General features: G+C 64.1%; 22 protein-coding genes. 13 read left to right on the top strand and 9 right to left on the bottom strand.

Features of this window, described 5'->3' with window-relative positions; all coding sequences use genetic code 11:
- Window positions 1-18: 18 nt before the first annotated feature.
- Both QZV81_RS10400 and QZV81_RS10395 read right to left on the bottom strand, forming a co-directional pair.
- Complete coding sequence (locus QZV81_RS10400) at window positions 19-630, bottom strand: M23 family metallopeptidase (protein WP_292836788.1); 612 nt, start codon at window positions 628-630, stop codon at window positions 19-21.
- A 1-nt stretch (window position 631) separates the two neighbouring features.
- A complete protein-coding gene (locus tag QZV81_RS10395; protein ID WP_292836785.1) occupies window positions 632-1,369 on the bottom strand; it encodes a hypothetical protein in 738 nt (245 codons plus the stop codon).
- Window positions 1,370-1,751: 382 nt separating this feature from the next.
- On the opposite strand from QZV81_RS10395, the gene QZV81_RS10390 reads away from it, so the two are divergent.
- Window positions 1,752-2,075: a helix-turn-helix transcriptional regulator gene (locus QZV81_RS10390; RefSeq protein WP_292836782.1), complete on the top strand. Its 324-nt coding sequence runs from the start codon at window positions 1,752-1,754 to the stop codon at window positions 2,073-2,075.
- Window positions 2,076-2,397: 322 nt separating this feature from the next.
- Here QZV81_RS10390 and QZV81_RS10385 read toward each other — a convergent pair whose 3' ends face one another.
- Both QZV81_RS10385 and QZV81_RS10380 read right to left on the bottom strand, forming a co-directional pair.
- On the bottom strand, window positions 2,398-2,850 hold the full coding sequence (locus QZV81_RS10385) for a VOC family protein (protein ID WP_292836780.1): 453 nt from the start codon (window positions 2,848-2,850) through the stop codon (window positions 2,398-2,400).
- A gap of 8 nt (window positions 2,851-2,858) precedes the next feature.
- Window positions 2,859-3,812 (bottom strand): zinc-binding alcohol dehydrogenase, encoded by a 954-nt coding sequence (locus QZV81_RS10380; RefSeq protein WP_292836777.1) that lies wholly within the window; start codon window positions 3,810-3,812, stop codon window positions 2,859-2,861.
- Between the two features lie 180 nt (window positions 3,813-3,992).
- Between QZV81_RS10380 and QZV81_RS10375 the strand changes: the two genes are divergently transcribed.
- The 9 genes from QZV81_RS10375 (at window position 3,993) to rbsD (ending at window position 11,601) form a co-directional block, all read left to right on the top strand.
- On the top strand, window positions 3,993-4,976 hold the full coding sequence (locus QZV81_RS10375; protein ID WP_292836774.1) for an NAD(P)-dependent oxidoreductase: 984 nt from the start codon (window positions 3,993-3,995) through the stop codon (window positions 4,974-4,976).
- A complete protein-coding gene (locus QZV81_RS10370) occupies window positions 4,973-5,602 on the top strand; it encodes a bifunctional 4-hydroxy-2-oxoglutarate aldolase/2-dehydro-3-deoxy-phosphogluconate aldolase (RefSeq protein WP_292836771.1) in 630 nt (209 codons plus the stop codon). Before QZV81_RS10375 ends, QZV81_RS10370 begins: the two co-directional genes overlap by 4 nt.
- The gene (locus tag QZV81_RS10365; protein ID WP_292836768.1) at window positions 5,599-6,522 is read left to right on the top strand and encodes an aryldialkylphosphatase; all 924 of its coding nucleotides are present in this window, start codon (window positions 5,599-5,601) and stop codon (window positions 6,520-6,522) included. Before QZV81_RS10370 ends, QZV81_RS10365 begins: the two co-directional genes overlap by 4 nt.
- 192 nt (window positions 6,523-6,714) lie before the next feature.
- Window positions 6,715-7,326, top strand: coding sequence for a glucose-6-phosphate isomerase family protein (locus QZV81_RS10360; RefSeq protein ID WP_292836765.1), 612 nt, complete (start codon window positions 6,715-6,717; stop codon window positions 7,324-7,326).
- Window positions 7,310-8,002, top strand: coding sequence for a deoxyribose-phosphate aldolase (gene deoC / locus QZV81_RS10355; protein WP_292836762.1), 693 nt, complete (start codon window positions 7,310-7,312; stop codon window positions 8,000-8,002). The genes QZV81_RS10360 and deoC overlap by 17 nt, the downstream gene beginning before the upstream one ends.
- Complete coding sequence (locus tag QZV81_RS10350) at window positions 7,999-8,967, top strand: shikimate dehydrogenase (RefSeq protein WP_292836759.1); 969 nt, start codon at window positions 7,999-8,001, stop codon at window positions 8,965-8,967. The genes deoC and QZV81_RS10350 overlap by 4 nt, the downstream gene beginning before the upstream one ends.
- A gap of 1 nt (window position 8,968) precedes the next feature.
- Window positions 8,969-10,456, top strand: coding sequence for an FGGY family carbohydrate kinase (locus tag QZV81_RS10345; protein ID WP_292836756.1), 1,488 nt, complete (start codon window positions 8,969-8,971; stop codon window positions 10,454-10,456).
- A 10-nt stretch (window positions 10,457-10,466) separates the two neighbouring features.
- Window positions 10,467-11,192 carry an SDR family oxidoreductase gene (locus QZV81_RS10340; protein WP_292836753.1) on the top strand — a complete coding sequence of 242 codons (726 nt, stop codon included), beginning with the start codon at window positions 10,467-10,469 and terminating at the stop codon, window positions 11,190-11,192.
- A gap of 16 nt (window positions 11,193-11,208) precedes the next feature.
- Window positions 11,209-11,601, top strand: coding sequence for a D-ribose pyranase (gene rbsD / locus QZV81_RS10335; protein WP_292836750.1), 393 nt, complete (start codon window positions 11,209-11,211; stop codon window positions 11,599-11,601).
- 18 nt (window positions 11,602-11,619) lie between these two features.
- Here the strand turns inward: rbsD and QZV81_RS10330 are convergent, their stop codons facing one another.
- The 4 genes from QZV81_RS10330 to QZV81_RS10315 form a co-directional block, all read right to left on the bottom strand.
- Entirely contained in the window at window positions 11,620-12,360 is a 741-nt protein-coding gene (locus tag QZV81_RS10330; protein WP_292836747.1) for an SDR family oxidoreductase, read from the bottom strand.
- A gap of 48 nt (window positions 12,361-12,408) precedes the next feature.
- Window positions 12,409-13,308: an SIS domain-containing protein gene (locus QZV81_RS10325; RefSeq protein WP_292836744.1), complete on the bottom strand. Its 900-nt coding sequence runs from the start codon at window positions 13,306-13,308 to the stop codon at window positions 12,409-12,411.
- A 165-nt stretch (window positions 13,309-13,473) separates the two neighbouring features.
- Window positions 13,474-16,272 carry a sugar-binding domain-containing protein gene (locus QZV81_RS10320; protein WP_292836741.1) on the bottom strand — a complete coding sequence of 933 codons (2,799 nt, stop codon included), beginning with the start codon at window positions 16,270-16,272 and terminating at the stop codon, window positions 13,474-13,476.
- A 117-nt stretch (window positions 16,273-16,389) separates the two neighbouring features.
- Window positions 16,390-17,988, bottom strand: coding sequence for an FAD-dependent oxidoreductase (locus QZV81_RS10315; RefSeq protein ID WP_292836738.1), 1,599 nt, complete (start codon window positions 17,986-17,988; stop codon window positions 16,390-16,392).
- A 175-nt stretch (window positions 17,989-18,163) separates the two neighbouring features.
- Here QZV81_RS10315 and QZV81_RS10310 point away from each other — a divergent pair, with 175 nt between their 5' ends.
- Genes QZV81_RS10310 through QZV81_RS10300 form a run of 3 tightly spaced genes read left to right on the top strand, consistent with a single transcriptional unit; the run spans window position 18,164 to window position 21,342 of the window.
- Window positions 18,164-19,498, top strand: coding sequence for an extracellular solute-binding protein (locus QZV81_RS10310; protein ID WP_292836735.1), 1,335 nt, complete (start codon window positions 18,164-18,166; stop codon window positions 19,496-19,498).
- 13 nt (window positions 19,499-19,511) lie between these two features.
- Window positions 19,512-20,459 carry a sugar ABC transporter permease gene (locus QZV81_RS10305; RefSeq protein WP_292836732.1) on the top strand — a complete coding sequence of 316 codons (948 nt, stop codon included), beginning with the start codon at window positions 19,512-19,514 and terminating at the stop codon, window positions 20,457-20,459.
- Window positions 20,449-21,342, top strand: a complete 894-nt coding sequence (locus QZV81_RS10300; RefSeq protein ID WP_292836729.1) for a carbohydrate ABC transporter permease — start codon at window positions 20,449-20,451, stop codon at window positions 21,340-21,342. Before QZV81_RS10305 ends, QZV81_RS10300 begins: the two co-directional genes overlap by 11 nt.
- Window positions 21,343-21,406: 64 nt before the next feature.
- Here the strand turns inward: QZV81_RS10300 and QZV81_RS10295 are convergent, their stop codons facing one another.
- Entirely contained in the window at window positions 21,407-21,706 is a 300-nt protein-coding gene (locus tag QZV81_RS10295; protein WP_292836726.1) for a hypothetical protein, read from the bottom strand.
- Between the last annotated feature and the right edge of the window lie 544 nt (window positions 21,707-22,250).

Raw genomic sequence — 22,250 nt, 5'->3', positions numbered from 1 at the left:
TGCTCCTTGCTCTGTGAACTACTTCAGGGGGAGGCCAAGTGCGGCCATGAAGGGCTCCGGAGGTACCGGAGTTCCGGACTTGCGGACTTCGAAGTGCAGGTGACATCCGAACGATTTGCCGGTATTGCCCTCGGCGCCGATCGGCGTGCCAGCTTCGACCTGCTGGCCAACGGATACCCTGAGCGAGTCCCACTGCATGTGGCCGTAGAGGGTCACGATCTCGTTGCCATGGTCGATGCGGACAGCGTTGCCATAGCCCTGGTAGGTGCCCGCAGTGATGACCCGGCCGGGGCCAGCCGCGTAGATCGTGGCGCCGCAGCCCTGGGCCATGTCGTAGCCCTGGTGGTTCGTCGAGCAGTAGCCGCAGCCGATCACCGGGTTATAGCCGAAGCCGCGGCCCTTGGAGTAGTCGCCGGCGAGGGGGTAGCCCCAGTCGCCGTTCACTGCCGGAGCGCCACCCACTGTCGTTTCGGTAGTGCTCGCGGACGCGCCGACGATCGCGAACGGGATCGCGATGAGCGGTGTCACGAGGAACGCGACGATGAGCGCGATTCCGACGATCGCCCCTACCAGGATCTTCCGGCCGGTCCTCGTGTTGAGGGCCGCGGCGGCGATCGCTGGGGCTCCCATGTCAGGGCTCCAACGGCTCCGTGAAGTAGCGGACCACCTTGCAGTCGCCAGGCCGTTGAGCCGTGTCTGGGGTGGGGATGGAGCTTGGGCCGCAGAGGACCTGCACGCTCACGCGCACCTGCTCGTCGTACGAGGTCTCGCTGTCGCCACCGTCAGAGCGAGTGAAGGTGAGCGTCACGTCCGACGTTCCGATGGACATTTCACCGGATGCGTCGTCGGAGACCGCGACGTACAGGACCTCACCTGTCGTCGTCGCCACAACACGGCCGTCCTCGTTGGCGAGCGAATCCCACTCCTCCTGCGGAAGCACGACACCTGTTCTCATCTCGACCTTTGAAGATGTCGTTGCAGCCTGTTGATCCTCTTCGGACGTGTACCGCGTATCGAGCGTGAACCACGTGTCCAGATAGTTGAGCCACTCTTCTCGGCTGCTCTTGGTCGTATCGAAGGTGGATGCGGCTTCGAGGGCAGCGCGAATGTAGATCTCGGCATCTTTCGTGATCGGCTCCGGCGTCCAACCTCTCTCGGAGGCGGTCGGATCCACGAACTTGTCAGTCGGCGGGTCGGTTGCGGTGCCGGTCGGCCCGACCGAGGCGCCAGGGGAGGTCGCGGTCGGTTCAGCTCCTGACCGCGGCAGCGTGGAGCTGACGATGATCGCCACGATCCCCGCGATGAGTACGAGCCCGCCGATGAGGGCCCACACGAGCCCGCGACGTCCTGGGCTCTTGTTCGTCATCATCGGTCGGCCCTCCCGATCTCCAGGACGGCTGCCGTGCATGGATGGAAAGGCTCGTGCGTCGGTCGCCGTGACGGCATCCTACGCACGAATCGCAGTCTCGGAAAAGGAAGTGACGCGAAGTTGTGGATAACCTCGCGACTGCTGCGGCCTGTGGAGGAACAGACGACTATCTGGCAGCGCCGACGCGATTGTACCCTTGGGAAACGGGCAATGTCTGTAGGTAGTTCGGGGGACACGTGGACCTGCGGCGACCTCCTGTTCGGTCCAGATAGCTCGCAGCCTTTAAACATGCCCACACGCTATAACAGTATGGGAGAAAAGTACACAACTAACCGGGATGGTTTCCTGGACTGGCGTGCGACCCGTGCGGCACAATAGGCGCATGCCTCGTCTCGCCCAGCCCGCAGGTTCGGAAGACGCCCAAGATCCGATTGCCCTACTGGGCAACCTCGTCAAAGCGGCGATCCTTCGTTACCTGCGCTCAAACCCTGACGTCACCGTCGGGCCGATATGCGACGCTCTCGACCTGGGTCCCACGACGATTCAGCCACGGCTCAATGAGCTCGAGGTCGCGGGCCTGGTGATCGCCGACCCGCCTGCGATCGCGGGGGAGTCCCGCAAGGGCGTCTGGGTCAAGTACCGCGCGAACAACGAAGCCGTAACCGACCTCTACCTGCGTCTCGGGATGGCGATCGGGGAGTTCTGAATTGAGTTCGCGTGGACCCACGGTGGGCATCATTCCCACCGTAGGTTTCGGACACTCACGCGACTGCGGAAGTGCAGGGCGCGCAACGGGAGTTGGGCATCCGGGGGAATTCGCAAGGTGGATCAGGATGTTGAATGCCCACTCACGGTAGGGGTGCCTGAGGGACCCACCAGTGTCCGCATTAGGAACGACGGTCGTCGATGAGTAGGTCTCAAGATTGCCGGGCGCCAACGCACGCGATCTCCGGCCCGCGACCGCCGGCCCCCACCGGCGGCTCCCCTACCGGCGGCCCCCTACCGGCGGCCCCCCTACCGGCGGCCCCCTACCGGCGGCTCACGTCGGTGACGAGCTCGAGCAGCACTCCTAACTCCGACGTGGTGTCGAAGTAGGCGAACGAACCGGCATCCGACCCACCTTGGTGAACAATGGCGTGCCCCATTCGTGTGAGCTCCTCGCCGGTCTCGGGGGTGTCGCCGCCTCGCACTCCAATGTGGTGGATACCCGTTCCGAATCGCTCGAGGTGGCTCCGCCAACTGCTTGGTCGCGGACCGGGCTGGATCAGTTCGATGCCCACGCCCCGCCAGATGAAGTACACCTGGCGGAACTCGTCGTCGACGACATCCCCTCGGTACTCCTGGTGGAGGTTGGGGCGAGGGCCATCTTCGATGGCGGGCAGGGGCGCGCCGAGGAGGCTCGTCAACCATTCGGTTGTTCGCGAAATGTCGTCGGTGACGATGCAGAAGTGAAGTTCGGTCGCGCTCGACTGTTCGGACACCGGGTGCCTCATTGCTTCTCCCATTCGACGATCGCGGTGAGCGTCGACGCGGTCCGCGTCTTCACCGCCAGGTAGTAGTCGGGCACATCCTCCGGTGCGATCGTCGTCGCGAGGCCGGAGACATCTACTATGCCGTCGGCAAGCCATGTCAGGGACTGCCCCATGAGCGTGGCCAGGTCGATGCTGGGAACCCATTGCTTCGACCTCCACGGGAGCTGCCATTCCCAGCCGCTGCGCAGCGTCAGGAACTTGTGGAACACGGGATCGAGCACATCGAATGCCGAGGCATCGGATCGACGCAGCCAGGGCACTCCGCTGAGCACGAGTTCCCCACCCGGCTTCAGTGCGCGCAGCCCAGCGTTCACGCCGCCCTCGGTTCCGGAGCATTCCACGAGGAAGTCGACGGACTCGTCTGCGAGGGTATCGAACGCAGGAATGGATGGCGGCAGCAGGTTGCGCCGGATCTCGGACGCATCGGCCGCCACCGTGTTGAAGCCGCTCGCCTGCAGCACTCGGGCGGTGAGCTGACCGATCAACCCGAGTCCGAGCACCGCGGCGCGACGGCCCGGTCGCGAGGCCGAGGTCGCGACCGCGCTCATCGGTACGTTCATGAGGCGGGCGAATGTGGCGGTGCGGGGAGTCAACCCACTCGGCACATGCAGCACGTCGTCGGCGGAACGCCGCTGCCAGGATGCGTGCGGACCCAGAGTGACCCCAAGGTCGCCGGGCGCCCAGCCGGAGGCGTCCCGTCCGACCTCCTCTACCCGGAAGACAGCCGAGTACCCGAGATCAGCCGGAAGGGGAATGGAGTCACGCGTTCCGTAGGCGACGGCCAGTTCCGTGCCCGGGCTCAATACCGTCGCGATGGTCGGACCGGCGACCTCGTCAGTACCCACCGCCTGGCGGTCGAAATCGATGAGGGCGATCTCTCCCGGGGCGACCGCGACGACCTTGCTAGGCACTTCGCACTTCAACCCGATTCGCGCGCGGACTCGCGTCCTGCTGCTGCGCGTCTTTCCCTCGCACTGTCATCGAACCGATCTCCGTCCACTGGGTAGCAATACTACTGGAAAACATCGAGCGACACCGTGGAACCGTACGTATCGGGTGCTCGAGTCATGAATTCTGATAGTTTCACTACCGTGTCAACTTCGCCATCTCCGCGACCCGTCGTCCTCGTGACCTCACGGTCGTTCGGCTCGGGAAATAGAGACCTCGTGGCCGAGTTGGCTGACGCGGGATATGACGTCGTGCGCGCGTCGCCTGCACACGATCTGGCCGAACTTGTCGCCGTGCTGCCTCGGGCCGTGGGTTGGATTGCGGGTACCGGCCCGGTGACGGCGGCGGCGTTGGAAGGGGCGCCGAATCTGAAGATCGTCGCCCGCTACGGGGTGGGCATCGATGCCGTTGATATGGATGCAGCCGATGCACTCGGCATCGTGGTGACGAACACTCCGGGCGCGAACTCCGCAGCAGTCGTCGAACACACGATCGCACTCCTGCTTGCAGCACTGCGAGGCATACCCGCCGCGGACCGACGCGTAAGGGCTGGCGATTGGAGCGGCTGGACCGCTCGAGAGCTCTCCGCTCTCACGGTGGGCATTGTTGGGCTGGGCCGCATCGGTCGCGGCGTCGCCACCCGCCTGGCGGTCTTCGGCTGCGAGATCCTGGGTCACGATCCGTGGGTCGCACCCGACGATGACATCTTCCGCGTGGTCCGCCGAGTCGAGGCGGACGAGATCCCGCGACTGAGCGACGTCGTCACCCTGCATGTACCAGGAGGGTCGCGGCTCGTCGATGACGCCTGGCTTGCGATGGGTGACCGTGAGCTGTTTCTCGTGAACACCGCGCGCGCGGATCTCGTGGACGAAGCCGCCGTCGTTCGCGCACTGGAGTCGCGACGCCTGTCCGCCTATGCAGCTGATTCGCTCGCCACCGAGAACCACGGGACCGACTCACCCCTTCTGGCCCCTCGGCTTGCCGATCGGGTGATCATCACCCCGCACCTCGGCGCGCAGACCCGCGAAGGCATCGATGGGATGGGCGTCATGGCGACCGATGACCTGCTGGCAGTGCTCGCGGGCGATTCGCCCAGGTTCGCGGTGCACGCGGCGGCTCGACCATGAGCACGGTCGCGGAGGCTCTGAAGCGGGACGTCGTCGTTGCGGTTGTCCGAGCGGAGGATGCGGCGGGTGCATCGCGTGCCGTCGACGCGCTCGTGGCCGGCGGTGTGCGCGGCATCGAGATCACCTTCACGACCCCAGGCGCGGAAGAAGCCATCGCAGTGCTCGCGCAACGCTACGGGAAGCACATCACACTAGGCGCGGGCACCATACGCACGGCGGCGCAGGCGACCATAGCGGTCGAGGCAGGCGCGGCCTTCCTTGTCTCCCCTGGCACCGACGTCGACCTCGCGGTGCAGATGGCGAGCACCCGGGCATTCCTCTTGCTCGGCGCGCTCACTCCCAGCGAAGTTCTCTCGGCGCTCAGTGCGGGTGCCGGCTTCGTCAAGCTGTTTCCAGCGTCGCTCGGCGGTCCTGCCTACCTCAGATCTCTGCGTGGGCCATTCCCCGACGTCGCATTCTGCCCAACCGGCGGCGTCAACCCCACGACTATTCCCGATTGGCTGAGCGCGGGCGCCGTCGCGCTCGGCGCGGGCAGCGAACTCTGCTCGAGTGCCCAGATCGCCGCGGGGGATTGGACGGGGATTGAGGAGAACGCCAGGGCATTCGCGGCGGCCGCCCGATCATGAACGGACTAATCCGCACGGTACTTGGCGACATCGCGCCGAGCGAGCTGGGCCGAACCGACTATCACGAGCATCTCTTCCAGATTTCTCCGCTGCTGCCGGGCGAAGAACTGGACGACGAGGACCGCGGCCGGGACGAAGTCGCGTTGCTCGCCGCATCCGGGTTCGACGCTCTCGTCGACGCGACTCCGCTAGGGCTCGGCCGCCGCCCCGCCGCAATTGCGAGGATCAGCGCAATGACCGGAGTCTCGGTCATCATGACCACCGGAGCCCATCGACGCGAGCACTACGGTGACGATCACTGGCTCGTCTCGGCGACCACCGACCAGCTCGCGACCTGGTTCACCCGAGATCTGCTCGACGCCGCGGGGGAGCAGGAGCCCGAAGCCCCGCGCCGTGCGGGAATGCTCAAGTGCGGGATCGGCTACTGGACTATCGACGCGTTCTCGAGAAGGGTCATAGCCGCCGTCGGTGCCGCCCACCGCGCATCCGGCGCCCCGGTCATGGTGCATCTCGAGCACGGCAGCGCCACCCACGAAGTGCTCGACGTGCTTCAAGACGAGGGCGTCACGGCGGATCGCATCGTGCTGGCGCACATCGACCGAAACCTTGATCCGGGACTGCACACCGATCTTGCGGCACGAGGGGCGTACCTCGGCTATGACGGCGTGGCTCGCCATCGCGAGCACCCGGACTCCGAGCTGATCGATTGCCTGATACGCGTCGCCCAAGCCGGGGCGTCGACGCGACTCCTGCTCGGCGGCGATGTCGCACGGCGGACACGCTACGCGGGCTATGGCGGGATGCCGGGCCTCGCATACCTCGGCGACCGATTCATCCCCCGTCTGCGCGACGCGTCCAGAGATTCGCTCGTCGAGCAAGTGCTTCGCGAGAACCCCGCGCGGCTGCTCACCTGGTCGTGACAAGAACCGTCACGAGATCTCGCGGACTGAAGCATCGTCGAGATTAGCTTCTCGGCGACGCCATGCGTAGCTGAACTACGGAGAATCGCCGATTTTATCGATTATTGGGCCGCGGGTTGCGATGAATACCCCTCCAGATGTAGTATGACTACGTAGTTGGAAGTCCATACTCTTGACGATCTGGAGTGATCCATGCGCGCCGTCGCACTGCCGGTAGAGCCCGCTGCTCTGGACGTTCAGCCCGCCGAAGGGCGCATGGTGGGCGACAGTGCGCGCTATGAGAAGTACCTCCGTGACCTCGCCGGTCTCTATCGGGATGACGCGGCGTTCACGCGGGCCCTCGCTTCAGACGACGGGTCGGCCGTGTACTGGGTCGAGAGCAGCACCATCGAACAGGGTGCCGGTGCGCTCACAATCGGCATCAGCGTACTTCGCCCTGGAACGATCGGGGACGAGTTCGCCATGACGCGTGGACACCTTCATCGGGCGGTCGAAGAAGCGGAGATGTACTACGGCCTCAGCGGTCAGGGCGTCATGCTTCTCGAGAGCATCGACGGTCGATCGCGTACCGTTCCGATCTCGCCCGGCACGGTTGTGCATGTGCCCGGGGGCTGGGTGCATCGCAGCGTGAACGTCGGGACGGACACTCTCTCCACCCTCTTCTGCTATTCCACGGATGCGGGGCAGGATTACGACATCATCGAACGAGCCGGCGGAATGAAGCAGCTGATCGTCTCCGGACCCAACGGCTGGTCGACGAGGCCCAACCCCGATCACAAGGGATTCCATGCCGCACCGCAGTGACATGCTAGACAACCTCGCGCGTCACATCGACATCAGCTGCGTTCAGGCCCAGCACTCTCGTGCCGACCTGAAGGAACTGGCCGATATCGCCCGCCGATACGACTTCGTGAGTGCACATGTGCTGCCAAACTGGCTCGGCACAATGAAGAGACTGCTCGAGAGATCGGTCACCCTCGTCGGCTCACCCGCGGGCTTCCCGAGCGGCGGCGCCAGCACCGCGATCAAGCTGGCGGAGGCGGCCGAACTGCTCGAAGGCGGCGCACAGGAGATCGACGTCGTGGCTCCGATCGGCCGTCTGCGCTCCGGCGAACTCGACTATGTGGCTGACGAACTCGAAGCCGTCGTCGCACTCATCGACAGCGCAGTTCCGTTGCGGGTCATCCTGGAGGTCGGGCACCTTCGTGACGACGAAATCCGCGCAGGCGTCGAGGTCGCGATCGCGGCGGGCGTGCCGTGGATCAAGACGGGCACGGGCTGGTCGGGCATCCCGACGACCGTGCACCACATCGAGGTGATCGCGGCCGCGGCGAACGGTCGTGCCGCCATCAAAGCCGCGGGAGGTATCCGAGACATCGACACGATCGAGAGGATGATCGACGCGGGCGTCACGCGCTTCGGAATGAACCTGCCCTCAGCCGTCGCCGCAGTGACCCGCCCAGCGACGAGGACGCCGTGACGATCATCTCCCTCCTGCCCGGAACGCTCGTACCGGCGACGGCCCCGACGCTCTACTTCATCGGAGTGACGACTGCGAGCTCATCGATCCAGGCCGTCTTTCCGCGCTGGGCCGAGCAGCTCGGACTCACGGGTGCGCTCCTGAAGGGAATCGACCTCCCGTTGCATGCGGACGCCGAAGACTACCGTCGAGTCGTGGACTTCATCGCACGTGACCAACTTAGCCTCGGAGCCCTCGTCACCACCCACAAGATCGATCTGTTCAACGCGTGCAAGGACATGGTCGACATCCTCGATCCGTTCGCCTTGCTCATGGGCGAGACCAGCTGCATCTCGAAGCGGGATGGACTCCTGATATGCCATGCGAAAGACCCGATCTCGAGTGGTCTGGCTCTCGATTCGTTCGTACCCGCCGATTACTGGATGGGCCAAGGCGAAGAGGCGCTCTGCATGGGTGCCGGCGGGTCGACCATCGCGATCAGCTGGTACCTCTCGCGGGCGGCGGCCGGCGAGAACCGGCCGCGACGGATCATCGTGACCAATCGCTCGGCCGCGAGACTCGACCATATCCGCGAGATCCACGCGAGCCTCGACACGACAACGGAGTTTGACTACGAACTCGTCCCCAGTGCCGCTGACAACGACGTGGTGCTCGCCGGATTGAGCCCCGGTGCGCTGGTCGTCAACGCGACGGGGCTGGGGAAGGATGCCCCCGGTTCGCCGCTGACAGATCGAGCCGTCTTTCCCGAGCGTTCGATTGCGTGGGATCTCAACTACCGCGGCGATCTGGTGTTCCTGGACCAGGCGCGCCGCCAGCAGGCGGAGCGGGCTCTTCAGATCGAGGATGGCTGGGTCTACTTCCTGCACGGCTGGATGCAGGTGATCGCCGAGGTCTTCGACACGGTAATCCCGACCAGCGGCCCCGCGTTCGACGTCCTGGGCGAACTCGCCCGCACCGGTCGCTAGCGTGCCTTCGCGAGAGCTGGCGCTGGCGCTCGACCTGGGAACCGGTGGCTGCAAGGCATCGCTGTGGTCGCACGGTGGTGAGTGCGTCGCCGAGACGTCGGTGTCGTACCCGACGATGCATCCCGGCCCCGGACTGTCGGAGCAGCGGACGAGCGACTGGTGGGACGCGGTCGTCACCTCGACGCGGCGCCTGCTTCAGTTGCATCCGCCGGGCGTGGGGGCCATCTCCGGCATCGCCTTGTCCGGTCAGAGTCTGGGGCTCGTGCAGCTGGATGCCCGCGCTCAGGTCATCGTCGACTCGACTCCTATCTGGTCCGATACGCGCGGCGACGGATTCACCGCAGGGGTATTCGACTCCATCGAAGAGGGCGACTGGTATGCGCGCACCGGCAACGGGTTCCCCGCAGGGCTCTACCCCATCTTCAAGACCGCTTGGCTGCGGTCTCATCGCCCCGAGGAGTGGGCTGCGACTCGACACGTCGTCGGATCAAAGGACTTCATCAACCTCGCGCTCACGGGTGTCATCGCGACCGACCACAGCTACGCGTCGGGCAGCGGCGCCTACAACCTGTTCACCGGCTCGTACGATGCCGAGATCCTCGCGGCCGCGGGTGTTCCGGAGGGTCTCCTGCCCGAGCCTCGCGAATCGACGGATGTATTAGGCGCACTGACCTCGGATGCCGCTCGGATCCTCGGCCTTGCCGCCGGCATCCCGGTCCTCGCGGGCGGCGTCGACAATGCGTGCATGGCGCTGGGGTCGCGGGGCACAGCCGATGGCCGGGTGTACGCGGCCCTCGGCTCGTCGAGTTGGATCACAGTGACGACCGCGCAGCCCATCATCGATCCCGCGACACGACCGTATGTGTTCCGATCGGCGATCCCCGGACTCCATGTGAGCGCACTGTCGACATTCAGCAGCGGTACGAGCCTCGAGTGGCTGCGCGATATCGTCGCGGAAGATCAGCCCACCGCGCAGTTCATCACTTCGGGGTTGAACGAGCCCATCGGAGCGCGTGGAGCGCTCTTCCTGCCGATGCTGTCGGGCGGAACACCACTCGAGGGCGGACCGCAGGCCCGCGGCGCACTGATGGGGCTGGAGCTCGGCCAGAGCAGCGCAAGCCTCGCGCGCGCGGCGCTCGAGGGAATCGCGCTGGCCCTGCGACGCAGCTTCGTCGAGCTCCGGAAGCTGGGGCACTTCAGCGGTGACCTCCTCATCTCGGGCGGCGGTGCCCGGCACGACGGCTGGAACCAGCTGTACTCCGACGTGCTCGGCACTCCGATCGTGCGCACGGCAGTCGACCATCAGGCTGCCACGCTCGGTGCGGCGGCGATCACGTTCGTCGGCCTCGGCCTGTGGCCCGACTTCAGCCGGGCGGATGACCCGCACGACGTGATCGCCCGATTCGTTCCAGAGGCTGCACGCCAGCGCGACTACGACGTCGTGCGACAGCGGTTCGATGCCGCGATGTCGTTCAACAACCCCCAGTAAGGAAGGCACCATGTCTGATCTCCCACTCGTCGTCATCACCGGCGCAAGCTCCGGAATCGGTGCCGCCACCGCGCGCGCGTTCTCGGCGGCAGGCCACCCGCTGCTCCTCGTCGCGCGCCGCATCGAGCCCATGCTCGAGCTGGGTCTACCCGACACGATCGCCGTATCGGCAGACGTTCGGGACACGCGAGCCGTCGCCGACGCGATTGCTGCCGCCGAGGCATCCTTCGGTGCCATCGATCTCCTCGTGAACAACTCGGGCCTCATGGCGCTGTCCTCCGTCGTCGAGCAGGATCCTGCGAAGGTGCAGGAGATGTTCGACGTCAACTGCGTCGCGCCGATGTTGATCAGCCAGCTCGTGCTTCCCGGTATGCAAGCACGACGCCACGGCACGATCGTGAACATAGGCTCCATCGCGGGCAAGGCGATCTACGGCGATCACACCGTATACAACGGGACCAAGTACGCGGTACACGCAATGACAGAGGGCCTGCGCCGCGAGAATGCGCCGCACAACGTGCGGATCATCCTGGTCGCTCCCGGCATGATCGACACGGACCTGCTCTCGAACACGGGCGCCGGTGACGTGCTCGCCGGATACCTCGGCTACAAGGCGAGCATCGGCGGCGGGTTGAAGCCGGCCGATGTCGGCGAGGCCATCCTTGCCGCGTATCAGATGCCGCAGCAGATCACGCTGCGAGAAGTCGTCGTAGCCCCCACCACGCAGGACTCTTGAGACAGGCGGACACCCAGTGAAGAAGACCGGAATCCTCAACTCCCAGCTCAACGCCCTGATTGCGAACCTGAGCCACACCGACACCTTCGTGATCGCGGATTCGGGCTTCCCGGTTGCACCCGGCGTGCCGATTGTCGACCTGCGCGTGATCTACGGAATCCCGAAGTTCGCGCAAGTGCTCGACGCCGTCGTGCCCGAGGTCGCCATCGAGGGTGGGTGGTATGCGTCGGAGATGCCTGGAGCGAATGCTGAGTCGTTCGCTGCGCTGAGTGCCGCAGTGCCGGGGCTCGAGGCTGTGAGCCACGACGAACTGAAGGCGAAGGCTGCGAACGCCCGCTTCGTGGTCCGCACGGCCGAAGACACGCCCTATGCGAACGTCCTGCTGATCGCCGGCGTCGCCTTCATGTAGGCGGTCGGCGTCGCGCGCTCACCAGGCCGTGTAGCCGCCGTCGATGGTCACGATCGAACCCGTCATGTACGACGCGGCGTCCGACGCGATGAACGCGACGAGCGAAGCGATCTCCCGAGGCGTACCCAGGCGCCCCATCGGCGTGCGACGCTCCCAGTCGGCGATCCAATCCTGCGGCACGCCCTCCCGAGTGAGATCGGTCATGACGTAACCCGGAGCCACCGCGTTGACCCGGATGCCCTGCTCGGCGAATTCGACGGCCAGCGACTTCACGACGAGGTGCACGGCCCCCTTCGACGCGTTGTAGGCGACTTGTCGCTGCGGCGCGTTGGCGATGTCGCCCGACATCGACCCGACCGCCACAACGGAACCGCTCCCGGCCATGTTGCGAATGGCCTCGCGTGCGCACCAGAACGTGCCGGTGGTATTGACGTCGAACACGCGAGACCATTCGCGCGCGGGCAACTCGAGCGCGGGCGTGTGACTGGCTATGCCCGCACTGGTGACCAGGATGTCGAGGCGACCGAAGTCCACCACTATCTGCGAGAAGAACGCCTCGACGGCCGCAGCGTCAGTGACATCGAGCTGTCGATGCGTGACCCTGGAATGGGCATCATCCTGCTCGACATCGAGCACATCCGCGGCGATAACGGTGGCGCCGGCTTCCGACAGGGCGTCTACTATCGCACCCCCGATGCCGCGTCCGCCCCCGGTGACGACCGCCACCTTGCCGTACAGTTCAAGAAGTTCTCGGTACATGTAGCAATACTACATGCCACATCGAACTACTTCTACGACCACGCGACGCTATTCGGACGCGGGCTCCACATCCTGGCGCATCTGTGCGAGCTCGCTCTTCATGCGGCGGATCACGGCGGCGTTGTCGGGCCTGCGCAGAGCGACCCCCGTGGCCAGGATGTCGACGACGACGAGGCCGGCGATGCGGCTCGTACTGGGGGTGTACAGGTCCGTGTCCTCGAATGTGCGCACGATGAGAGGAATGTCGGCGAGCTCCGAGAGAGTGCTCTCTCGACCCGTGAGCGAGATGACGGTGGCGCCCGCTTGCTTCGCTGCATTCGCCGCGACGATCGTCTGGCGAGTGTGGCCCGTGTTCGAGATGGCGACCACAACGCTCGACTTCTGGCTCATCGTTGCGGCGATGAACTGCTGGTGGAAGTCGACCGGAGCCTGGCAGGGCACGCCGAAAAGGGGGAACTTCTGCTGTGCATCCTGCGCAATGATCCCACTCGCGCCGAAGCCGATGAACAGCAGATCCGTGCTCGCAAGAATGCTGTCTAATGCTCGTTCCATCTGGGCGGCGTCGAGCGTGCGGCGGGCGCGGTCCAGGCTCGAGATCGTATGGTCGAACACTTTCTCCGAGAGGTCGGCGACGCCATCGCTTGCCGTGATGGTCGAGTGCGTGATGGGCAGACCGATCGCGATGGTCTGTGCGAGCTGGATCTTGAAGTCCTGGAAGCCCTCGCACCCGATGGACGCGCAGAAGCGCATGACGGTCGGCTCGCTCACTTCGGCCGCCTCGGCGAGTCCAGCCATCGTGAACTGCACGACTCCCGTCGGATCATCCAGCACGAGCGCCGCGACCTTGGCCTCTGAGCGCCGCAAAGACGGAAGGCTTCGGGTGATGCGCTCGAGGAGGGTCAGCGACGTCGAATCGTCTCCCAATGACTCGGGATCGGTAGTGTTCACGGCAGCTCCTCGGCGCGTTCCAGGTCGGGCGTGGTCCATGCTATTCGCCGGAAGCCCCGCGATCGTGGCGATGGTGCTCTGGTTCGGTGAGAGCGCGTCGGAGACCCGCACACCGACTCGATAGACGAAGCGCCGATCGGAACGAGGCGGAGCGGCCCCATTGCTTCACACCTTCGCTGCCGATGAGTCTGCGTTCCAGGCGCGAACCGTCAGCGGCGGCAGAGTGTCGATACCCCGAACGTCGATGGCTCGTTGCTCGCCGGCGACGAGGCCGAACCAGTTGTCGGACAGGAACGCGCTCGACACGGCTGGCAGCCCGTCGACGATCACAGGAAACGCCGGTACATCCCCAGTGTTTCGCACCGTCAGCGTCCATCCGCCGTGTGACGCCGTCGATACGACGGCCTCCAGCGCAGTTCGCGGCAGCTCCCGCAGCGGCGCCGGTCGGTCGGCGGCGTAGTCGGCGAGGACCTCGATCTGGTCCCACAGCCGGATCTCATCCAGCGGGAGAGCTTCGATCTCGAGGATGCGCTCGGTGCGCGGCCGTGCGTTTACCCAGTACCAATCGTCGCCGAAGTCCTCACCATCCACGCCGACCGTTGAAACCCGGAAGAGCACGAGCTCGCCTCGATGAGAAGCCGCGGGCACGGACGCGACGCCGATCTCAGCCCGGTCGTACGCGGCAAGATCGAACGGGAACGATGCATCCTGAACCACGCGCAGCGTGTTGTCGTAGAAGGTCACCTCGACGGTGCCCGAACGCGCCCGCGTTGAGTCGTTGGCAGCCCAGATCGCCGCCGTCACGTCGCGATCCGCCGCGAAATCGAGCGTCGCGACCTTCGCGAAACCCGCGACATTCCGGCAGACGCGTTTGGCGGTGTAGAACGAACTCTTCGGCACGCCGTAGTAGTCGATGACTGCCCACGAGTTGCCGGGAAAGAGGTCGGTCGCCTTGTAGAACCAGAAACCCGTGGTGTGACCGGGCCGTGAGCCACGAATGAGGTTCGCTGCATATCGAAGCGCCTCCGACTGCGCGAGCTGCGTGTACTCGACCATATCGTCGAACGACTTGATCGGGCCGAAATTCGCGTACCGCGCCTGCTTGGTGAAGTCGAACATCCGAAACTCCGGCTGGTGCTGCAGGAGCGCGGTGTCGTCGGATCGGGGCGGCCAGGCTTCCATCGATTCATTCGGAAGGTACCGCTCGAGGCTCGGTCGTGAGGGCAAGCTCGGCAGACCCCACTCGCCGTACAGCACAGGGTCCATCCCCTGGTAGCCGGTATCTATTGGATGGCCACCGTGGAACACCTCATAGTTGTGGAGGCTGCCGCCCCAAGGGTCGCTTCGGTGGAAGGGTCTGTCGGGATCGAACTGGCGGCACCGCCGCCCGATTAGTCGGAGAACCTCGTCGGCGGAGACTGGCCCCAAGTTCTCGTTGCCGCCGCCCCACATGAACACGCTGGGGTGATGGCGCAGGCGTGTCACGATCTCATGTGCCTGGCGATCGATCACTGCAAGGTCGGAGTGCGGAGAATCTGGGGGGCCCCATGTGATCGGGAACTCCTGGTACACGAGGATGCCTCGTTCATCGCAGAGGTCGTAGAAGTAGTCATCTTCGACGACACCGGCACCCCACGCGCGTAGTACCTGAATGTTCGCGTCGGAACAGCGATTTAGGATGTCGCGATACTTCTCGACCTCTCCACGCAGCAGAGGGTCGGTCGAGCACCAGTTCGCGCCCTTCATGAACAGAGGCACGCCGTTCACGATGAGCTGCCAACGGTAGTAGTCCTCCCCGATCCAGTCCGCCGCCGCAGCCATCTCAGTGGTGCGGATTCCGATACGGCGGTGCAGTTGCGCAAGGCGCCGCGCACCGGACTTGACCCTGAGCTCGGCCTGCATTGTCGCTTCATACAGTGGTTGGTCCCCGAACCCAAGGGGCCACCACACTGCTGCGTCCGGTACCGTGATGGTCCCCTCGAAGCGCTGGTACGCGCTGCCTGTCAGATCCACGTTCGCGCCGACAGTCAGATCGTTGCCGTTGCCACTGAGGGTGAAGCGCACGTCGAGCACACCGGTGACCTCGTTCGGGTTTTCGAGGTCGAACCCCACGCGTAGGGTCGCCGTGCCATCTGGCTCGACCGACGTGGTGGTCACCTTCAGATCGCGCACGTCGACGAGATCCACCCGCCGGAGGCCGACAGAACGCCAGATTCCCATCGGAATGAGGTGGCCGTAGTGCCAGCCGAAGCCGGCACTGCCGATCGGGCGGCCATACCAATGTGGGGGAGCGGAGTCGACCCTTACGACAACGGTGTTCTCCGCGCCAAAGCGCGCGAGGCCAGTGATGTCAAGGGTCGGACCGCCGAACATGCCCTCGTGGTTGCCGAGTGGCTTCCCGTTGATATAGACGCTCGCCGAGTAGCTGATTCCGTCGAGGCGCAGTTCGACGCGCGACCCCGTCCACTCAGCGGGAACAATGAACGTTCGAGCAAACCACCAGTCCTGCTGCTCGACGCGGGTGTGCCGAAACGAGACCTGCCAATCGGCAGGTGTGCCGTGCTCGAGCTGCTCGTCGTAGGTCGTCCCCGCCCAGAGCGGGTCCGGGAGCTCACCGGACTCGATGAGTGCGTTCTGCACAGTCGTCGGCACATTCACCGGCAGCCAGCGGGAGCGATCGGTGGTTTCCTCCCACCAGGTTGGGCCGCCTTGTCCGGCCCAATGCATCCATGACGATGGCCAATCTACCTGGGAGACGACGGGGTTGAGCTTAGGGCTCGATGCAAGCTTCCATTCACCGTCGAGCGATCGGGTGTTGTCTTCCTCCGCGGAGGGGAATGGCGTGGCCGGCCGCAGTTCGACGGGTCTGACGGGTCGTGTAGAGACGAAGTCGACCCATCGATCCCCGGAGATTGTCACCTCCGCGTACTCTTCGTCGGCAACGTCCTCTAGCTGTCTGGCCATGGGTGGCTTCCCTTCGTGATGAGATTGTGAAGTCGGTGATCGACGGCTTCGACAGTCCGACTGCGCCTTCAGTGCTCCGGTCATGAACCGGGCCGTGAGTGTCCAGTTGCCGACAGTTCAACGGCGTTTTGAGTCGGCCCAACGCAACTGGATTCCACGGTGTGCGAGAACGTTCTGGAAGTTGGCGACGGCTTGGGGATCGTCGTAGATCGCGTGAGGCTCGGAGTTCACGTCTAGGCAGTGGGCAGCGAAGGCGCCACTTGCCTCGCCGATGCTCCATTCGACCGGGTGCAGGCGATAGCTGCCGTTCGTGATCTGCGTTGTGCCGATGTTCTTGCAGGCAGGTAGCAGATTTCGCATACGAACGGGAATTAGCGCTCCCAGAGGGATTTCGAAGGGGTGCGGATAGCCGAGAAAGGGTAGATCGTGCCGCGTCGTGTGATGACGATCTATCCAGAAGTAGTGCCCGGTGCCGACCGTATCCCAGTACCTTTCGGCTCCGCGGTCTCCCCGATAGGCCGTGGACAGTTCCTGCTCAAGAATGGTCTTGCGCGCCTTGATCCGGCGGGATTCACGGATATACGGATGCATCGCGAATCCGTCAGACGTGCCGGCCACATCCGATCTCAGTCGCAACCCCGGCCACCCTGTTCCGCCGTCGGGTCGCGGCGCATCGTTCTGCAGCCAGTACAAGAGGCTGGTGCTCTGAGCCTTTGCCTGGCCCCAGTGCTTCGGGGCGTCCTCGCCCATGTAAAGTGAGCCGCCGAAGTAGTCATTCATCGGCCAGTTCACGAGCGTGATGTCGCTAGCAAGGTAGCCGGGCGCGAAGAGTTTGCGTGCTGCAATTCTCCTGAAGAGCCAGAGCGACGGGCGTAGGCCTTGATCGTAGTGATCGAGGTTGACCCTGAAGGGATCGTCATCGGGGTTGGGTTCGAATGTCCAGCCGTGCTGAGTCTCATCGCGCGGAGCGAAGGCAAAGAGAGGCTCGTCGTGGAGTTGCGGCGCGCGTAGGTCCCTCCAGTGCGCGTAGTCCTGCGGCCTATCGATCGTGTGGTTCTCGCCTTCCCTATGCTCCAGGGCGAAGCACCACGCGACCGCCTGAGTATTGAGGGGGTCGGAGAAGTCGGGGGCGCCTGGCTCCCCGGTCTCGCGTTGTGACTCCGTTCCAGTCACAAACTCGACCCCTCCAAGGTCGAGCAGGTCGCCGTGCTCCGTCGCGTCCAGATAGATCTCGGCGCCGATGGTCGTTTGTTCCCCATCTGCGGCCTGTACCGTCACTCCGGCGATGAAGTCGCCCTCTGTCGCGACCGAGACAACCGCGACTTCCGTCAGCAGTCTCAGACGCCCCGAAATCAGGTGGGGCAGGAGCAGTTGATCGATGACGGCGACGGCAACTCGCGGATCAACGCAGACCGGGCTGACCCACCCAGCTCCCGGATTCAGATTCGGCGTCGACTTGGCCTCTGGTCGAAGCGGAAAGTTCTGCCTGTAGTACTCACGCAACATGTTGCGAAAGTGTCGGTATGACTCGTTCGCGCCGTCGGTTTCGATGAAACGATGCTCATCCAGAGGAACCATCTGGCTGGTCAGTTGGCCGCCGAGCCAGCGGGTTGGCTCGGTCATCACGACGGTTCGGCCTGCCCCGAGCGCGGCGAGTGCTGCGGAGACCCCGCCGAATCCGCCTCCGATCACGGCGATGTGCGCCTGAATGTGCATGCTATGTGCCTCCCGATTGCGCGTTCCACGGTCTAGTTCGGTAGCCATCCTACTGAATATCCAAGGTATTGAAGCCATTCTGGCGAGATCTTTGGCGATTCCACGTCATTATGGATAGTGTTACTACACAGCAGAGAGAGACGATCCAGAACGGGTCGCCTACACACGTGGCCTGATGGAGCGCGCCGAACCAATGTCGGTACGGCTCGAAGGTCTGAGGAACGGGGAAGTAATGCGTCGACACAGAGTGGTTCTATCAGTATCGCTAGCCGCCGCCATGGTGGCCATGGCCGGGTGCTCGCCGGCAGCCGAGCCAGATGGTCCGGTGGAGCTGAGGATGGCGGTCTGGACGGCCAATGAGGGGCACCTTGAGGTTCTCAACGCTATTGGCTCCGCATTCGTAGAGGCGAACCCGGATATCGTTTCTGCGGTGACCTACGAGTCCATCACGGCACCGGACTACATCGCGGCTTTGACTACCCAGATCGCGGGCGGAGATTCACCAGACCTTGTATGGGTTTTCGAACGCAATGGTCCCGAGTTCGTGCAGCAGGGGGTCTTCGCTAACGTCACTGATGTGCTGCAGAGCACTGAAGGTTACGACTTCGACGACATCCTCATCGACACGCTCGCGCCGTGGTCACAGGGTAGTGATGTCTTCGCCTACCCGTTCTCAAATAGCCCTTACGGCATCTTCGTGAACTCCGCCCTCCTCGAACAAGCTGGGCAGCCCAACCCGCGCGATCTCATCGCCTCGGGCGACTGGACGTGGGACGCAGCGACGGAGATTGCCGCATCGGTATCGCAGACGGCGGACGTCGGCGGTTTGTTCGTCGGGGATCCGTATGTAGCCTGGAACGACGTCCTGCCCGTCCTCTGGGAGAGCTGGGGAGCGAACGGCTGGTCGGCGGATGGCACGACGTGCGAGTTCACGTCGCCCGAAATGGTCTCGTTCCTAGAGTGGTTCCACACGCAAGTCTTCGAAGCGGATGCCATCCCCCGACCCGGTGAGGCAGCGGACTTCGCTGCCGGCCAGGCGGCGCTGGCGTTGGGCCAGATGAGTTGGACGCGCGCGTTTGGAGAGGACCTTGAATGGGACTTCGTGCCCCTTCCGGCTGGGCCCGCTGGGGTCGCCCCCGTCGTGGGACAAGCGGGGGTTGGCGTGGTCGCTCGTGGCGACAATCCCGAGGTCGCTGCCCAGTTCCTCGCCTTCTTCACCAGCCCGGAGAGTGTGAGCCAGCTGGCTGCGTTCTTCCCCCCGGCGCGCGAGTCGCTTCTCACGATCGAGGTAATCTCGGAGGCGGCGCCGGCGCTTACGAACGAGCAAATCCAGGCCACCGTTATCGACCAGGCACTCGAGGGCAGTACGAAGGAGGGGCATCCGAAGATGAACACGATCGTGCCTCTCGTCCGGTCTGCACTGGACTCGTTGTGGGTACCAGACGGTGACGCGGCAAGCGCGGCGCAGTTGGTGTGTGACAACATCGATCCCGTGATCTCAGCGCTATAGGCACTGGAACTCAATGACGCAAGTGACGGGTGCGGCCCGGCCATCGCGCCCTGGCCGCACCCCCCACGTGACGCACGCATCCACGCGCCTCCGGCGCATCGATGCTGCGACTGGGCTCGCCTTCGTTGCACCACTGGTGCTTGGGGTCATTGTGCTCGGGCTTGTTCCGTTCGCCTATGTGATCTGGTACAGCCTGCACGATTGGTCTCCGCTCAGCGGTCGATTCGAGTGGATCGGCCTCGACAACTTCGCGACAATGCTGGGCGACGCCCGAGTATGGTCCTCGCTAGGAACGACATTCGCATTCGCGGGAATGCTCATGGTGTTGAACATCCCGTTTGCGTTGTTGCTGGCCGTGCTGTTGAACCGCCGCATCCGCGGAGTGGGGGTGTTCCGTGCTGCCTTCTTCTTTCCGGTGGTCGTCTCTGGCGTTGCATGGGTCGTCGTTTGGAGCTACCTGGTTGCCCCGAATGGCGGGATAAACGGCGTCCTCGCCTTAGTCGGAGTCGCTGGCCCGAACTGGCTCCGAGAACCCGGTTGGGCACTCTTCACCGTGGTCGTGATCCAAGTCTTCAAGGGGCTGGGGTTGAACATGATCTTCTTTCTCGCCGCGTTGCAGGGTGTGCCTACTGAACTAGTCGAGGCTGCACGAATGGATGGTGCAGGTCGGTTCACTGTGTTCAGATCAATCGTCCTTCCACTGATAGCGCCGACGATCCTCATGGTGTGCATCTTGACCGCGATCGGGGCGATGGACGTTTTCGTCCCGATCCAGGTGCTGACGTCAGGCGGCCCGGGCGACTCCACCACAGTCCTGTCTTACCTCCTCTACCGCACAGCTTTCGCCGAGCAGCGGTTCGGCTACGCGAGTGCGATCGGCGTTCTGCTCTTCGTGGTCGTCTTCGCTCTGGCAGCACTGCAGTGGAGTAGCAGGAGGGCCTGGATTCACGATGAAGTCTGAGACCACCCGCCGACCGGATACCTCAATTCGTGCCACCAGTGGGCGCCGCCGACGCGTGATGGTTGGTCGAACCCTGCTGTTCCTTCTGCTTTCCGTCCTCGCGGTACCATTCGTCTACCCGACGATCTGGATGATCTTTGCGGCGTTCAAGCCGAATAGCGAGATGTTCGCGACCCCGCCGACATTGCTGCCGCGTGAGTGGACGCTTGAGGGCGTGGAGCGAATCTTCACAATGACACCGTTCGCCGTCCAGTACTACAACTCGTTGTATATGGCGGTTCTGATCACTGCCGCCACAGTCATACTTGCGGCAATGGCGGGCTACGCGTTCGCGCGTATCAGATTCCGAGGATCGAACCTGCTGTTCCTTGTGCTCATTTCGGGTTTGATGATTCCGGCCGAGGTCACCATCATCCCGATCTTCCAGTGGGTGTCCGAGCTTGGGCTGATGGACAACCACATCCCGATCATCGTGCTCTACACTTTCGGTCCCGGCTCCGTTGTCTCGGTGTTCATCTTTCGACAGTACTTCCTGTCCCTGCCCGTGGAACTTGAGGACGCAGGGCGCATTGACGGACTCGGTCGTTGGGGACTGTTCTGGAGGATTGCCCTTCCGCTCTCCGGCCCCGCAATCGCCACCGTTTCCATCCTCAAGTTCCTGACCGCCTTCAACATGTACTTCGAACCAATGATTCTGCTCAGGTCGCCGGAAGTGTTGCCCGTCAGCGTTGGAATCACGCGGTTTAGCTTGGGTTTAGGCGAGCCGCTCTACAACACCCAACTCGGAGCAGTGACACTAACGATCATTCCTGTGCTGATCGTGTTTCTGTTCGCCCAGCGGCAATTCGTCGAAGCGTTGGCGAGAAGCGGAGTGAAGGGTTAGCGAGTCATCCTGTGTGCCGCGATCCACCAGTGCTTGGCGCACGGGAGGGGAGCCAACCTGCACTTCAGCGCGTCTCCACCAGCGATGGAATGTCGACGAGGCCCAATGTCGGCGTGATGGTCGGTCCCGAGTTCGTCGAGACCATCGACGTTCGTCCGTTCATCGATGCGTTCGTGTTCCTGATCGTGAACCCGCTCGCGGCCGCCGTGCCCACCCAGCTCCTGGCCAGCACACTCCCAGGGAAAGCGGTGAGCAGGATCGCAGCCGCCGCCATGGTGCCGCTGATGATGGTCACCTTCGCCGTCGTCGTCGCATCACAGATCTTCCACGTCAGCGAGCAGATGAGCCTTCTCCTCCCAGTCATCCCCGTAGCCGTGCTGTTCGCGGCCGTGATGTTCCCATCGGCACGCTCTCCGGCAACATCGCGCGACTGGACGTACCCGGTCGACGAGCTGTCGTCATCAGCGGCGCCACCCGCAACTCGCTGGTCGTCCTCCTGCTGGTCATCGCCTTACCGGCCGGGTTCGCGCTCTCGCCACTCGTGGTTGTCAGCCGGGGGGCGCGGAGGCCTCGTGTCTCGCAAGAGACACCGAGTTCCGTCCATTCATGCATCGCGAGGACCTCGCCGCTGCGCGGCGGCTCCTGACCATGTGCGAGAGAATCGGACTAGATCGCCGAATGGTCGCAGAGAACCTCCGCAGTGTTGCCCTGTGTTGTCCAGGCCCGACCCGTGTGGCAACACAGTGGCAACAACTGAACGAAATTGGACCGGACTCAGTTGATTGAAGCGGGGCGTCCACCTGAGTGAATCCCTGCCAAACCTGGGTTTCAGAGCGAGGCAGATCTTGACGTTGTGGGTTCAAATCCCACCGTCACCGCCACAGCCGAAGCCCCGAGATCCCTTTTAA

Origin of the sequence: Microbacterium sp. (assembly GCF_011620665.1) — a bacterium.
Lineage (GTDB): Bacteria > Actinomycetota > Actinomycetes > Actinomycetales > Microbacteriaceae > Microbacterium.
The sequence above is the reverse complement of the archived record's forward strand: the minus strand, read 5'-3'. Positions and strand labels throughout refer to the sequence as shown.

Excerpts from the sequence above, each read along its gene's own strand:
- QZV81_RS10365 (WP_292836768.1), top strand. The coding sequence starts at position 5,599 with ATGAACGGACTAATCCGCACGGTACTTGGCGACATCGCGCCGAGCGAG.
- QZV81_RS10295 (WP_292836726.1), bottom strand. The coding sequence starts at position 21,706 with ATGACTGGGAGGAGAAGGCTCATCTGCTCGCTGACGTGGAAGATCTGT.
- deoC (WP_292836762.1), top strand. The coding sequence starts at position 7,310 with ATGCCGCACCGCAGTGACATGCTAGACAACCTCGCGCGTCACATCGAC.
- QZV81_RS10300 (WP_292836729.1), top strand. The coding sequence starts at position 20,449 with ATGAAGTCTGAGACCACCCGCCGACCGGATACCTCAATTCGTGCCACC.
- QZV81_RS10370 (WP_292836771.1), top strand. The coding sequence starts at position 4,973 with ATGAGCACGGTCGCGGAGGCTCTGAAGCGGGACGTCGTCGTTGCGGTT.
- QZV81_RS10360 (WP_292836765.1), top strand. The coding sequence starts at position 6,715 with ATGCGCGCCGTCGCACTGCCGGTAGAGCCCGCTGCTCTGGACGTTCAG.
- QZV81_RS10315 (WP_292836738.1), bottom strand. The coding sequence starts at position 17,988 with ATGCACATTCAGGCGCACATCGCCGTGATCGGAGGCGGATTCGGCGGG.
- QZV81_RS10320 (WP_292836741.1), bottom strand. The coding sequence starts at position 16,272 with ATGGCCAGACAGCTAGAGGACGTTGCCGACGAAGAGTACGCGGAGGTG.
- QZV81_RS10390 (WP_292836782.1), top strand. The coding sequence starts at position 1,752 with ATGCCTCGTCTCGCCCAGCCCGCAGGTTCGGAAGACGCCCAAGATCCG.
- QZV81_RS10330 (WP_292836747.1), bottom strand. The coding sequence starts at position 12,360 with ATGTACCGAGAACTTCTTGAACTGTACGGCAAGGTGGCGGTCGTCACC.
- QZV81_RS10305 (WP_292836732.1), top strand. The coding sequence starts at position 19,512 with ATGACGCAAGTGACGGGTGCGGCCCGGCCATCGCGCCCTGGCCGCACC.
- QZV81_RS10340 (WP_292836753.1), top strand. The coding sequence starts at position 10,467 with ATGTCTGATCTCCCACTCGTCGTCATCACCGGCGCAAGCTCCGGAATC.
- QZV81_RS10395 (WP_292836785.1), bottom strand. The coding sequence starts at position 1,369 with ATGATGACGAACAAGAGCCCAGGACGTCGCGGGCTCGTGTGGGCCCTC.
- QZV81_RS10310 (WP_292836735.1), top strand. The coding sequence starts at position 18,164 with ATGGAGCGCGCCGAACCAATGTCGGTACGGCTCGAAGGTCTGAGGAAC.
- QZV81_RS10400 (WP_292836788.1), bottom strand. The coding sequence starts at position 630 with ATGGGAGCCCCAGCGATCGCCGCCGCGGCCCTCAACACGAGGACCGGC.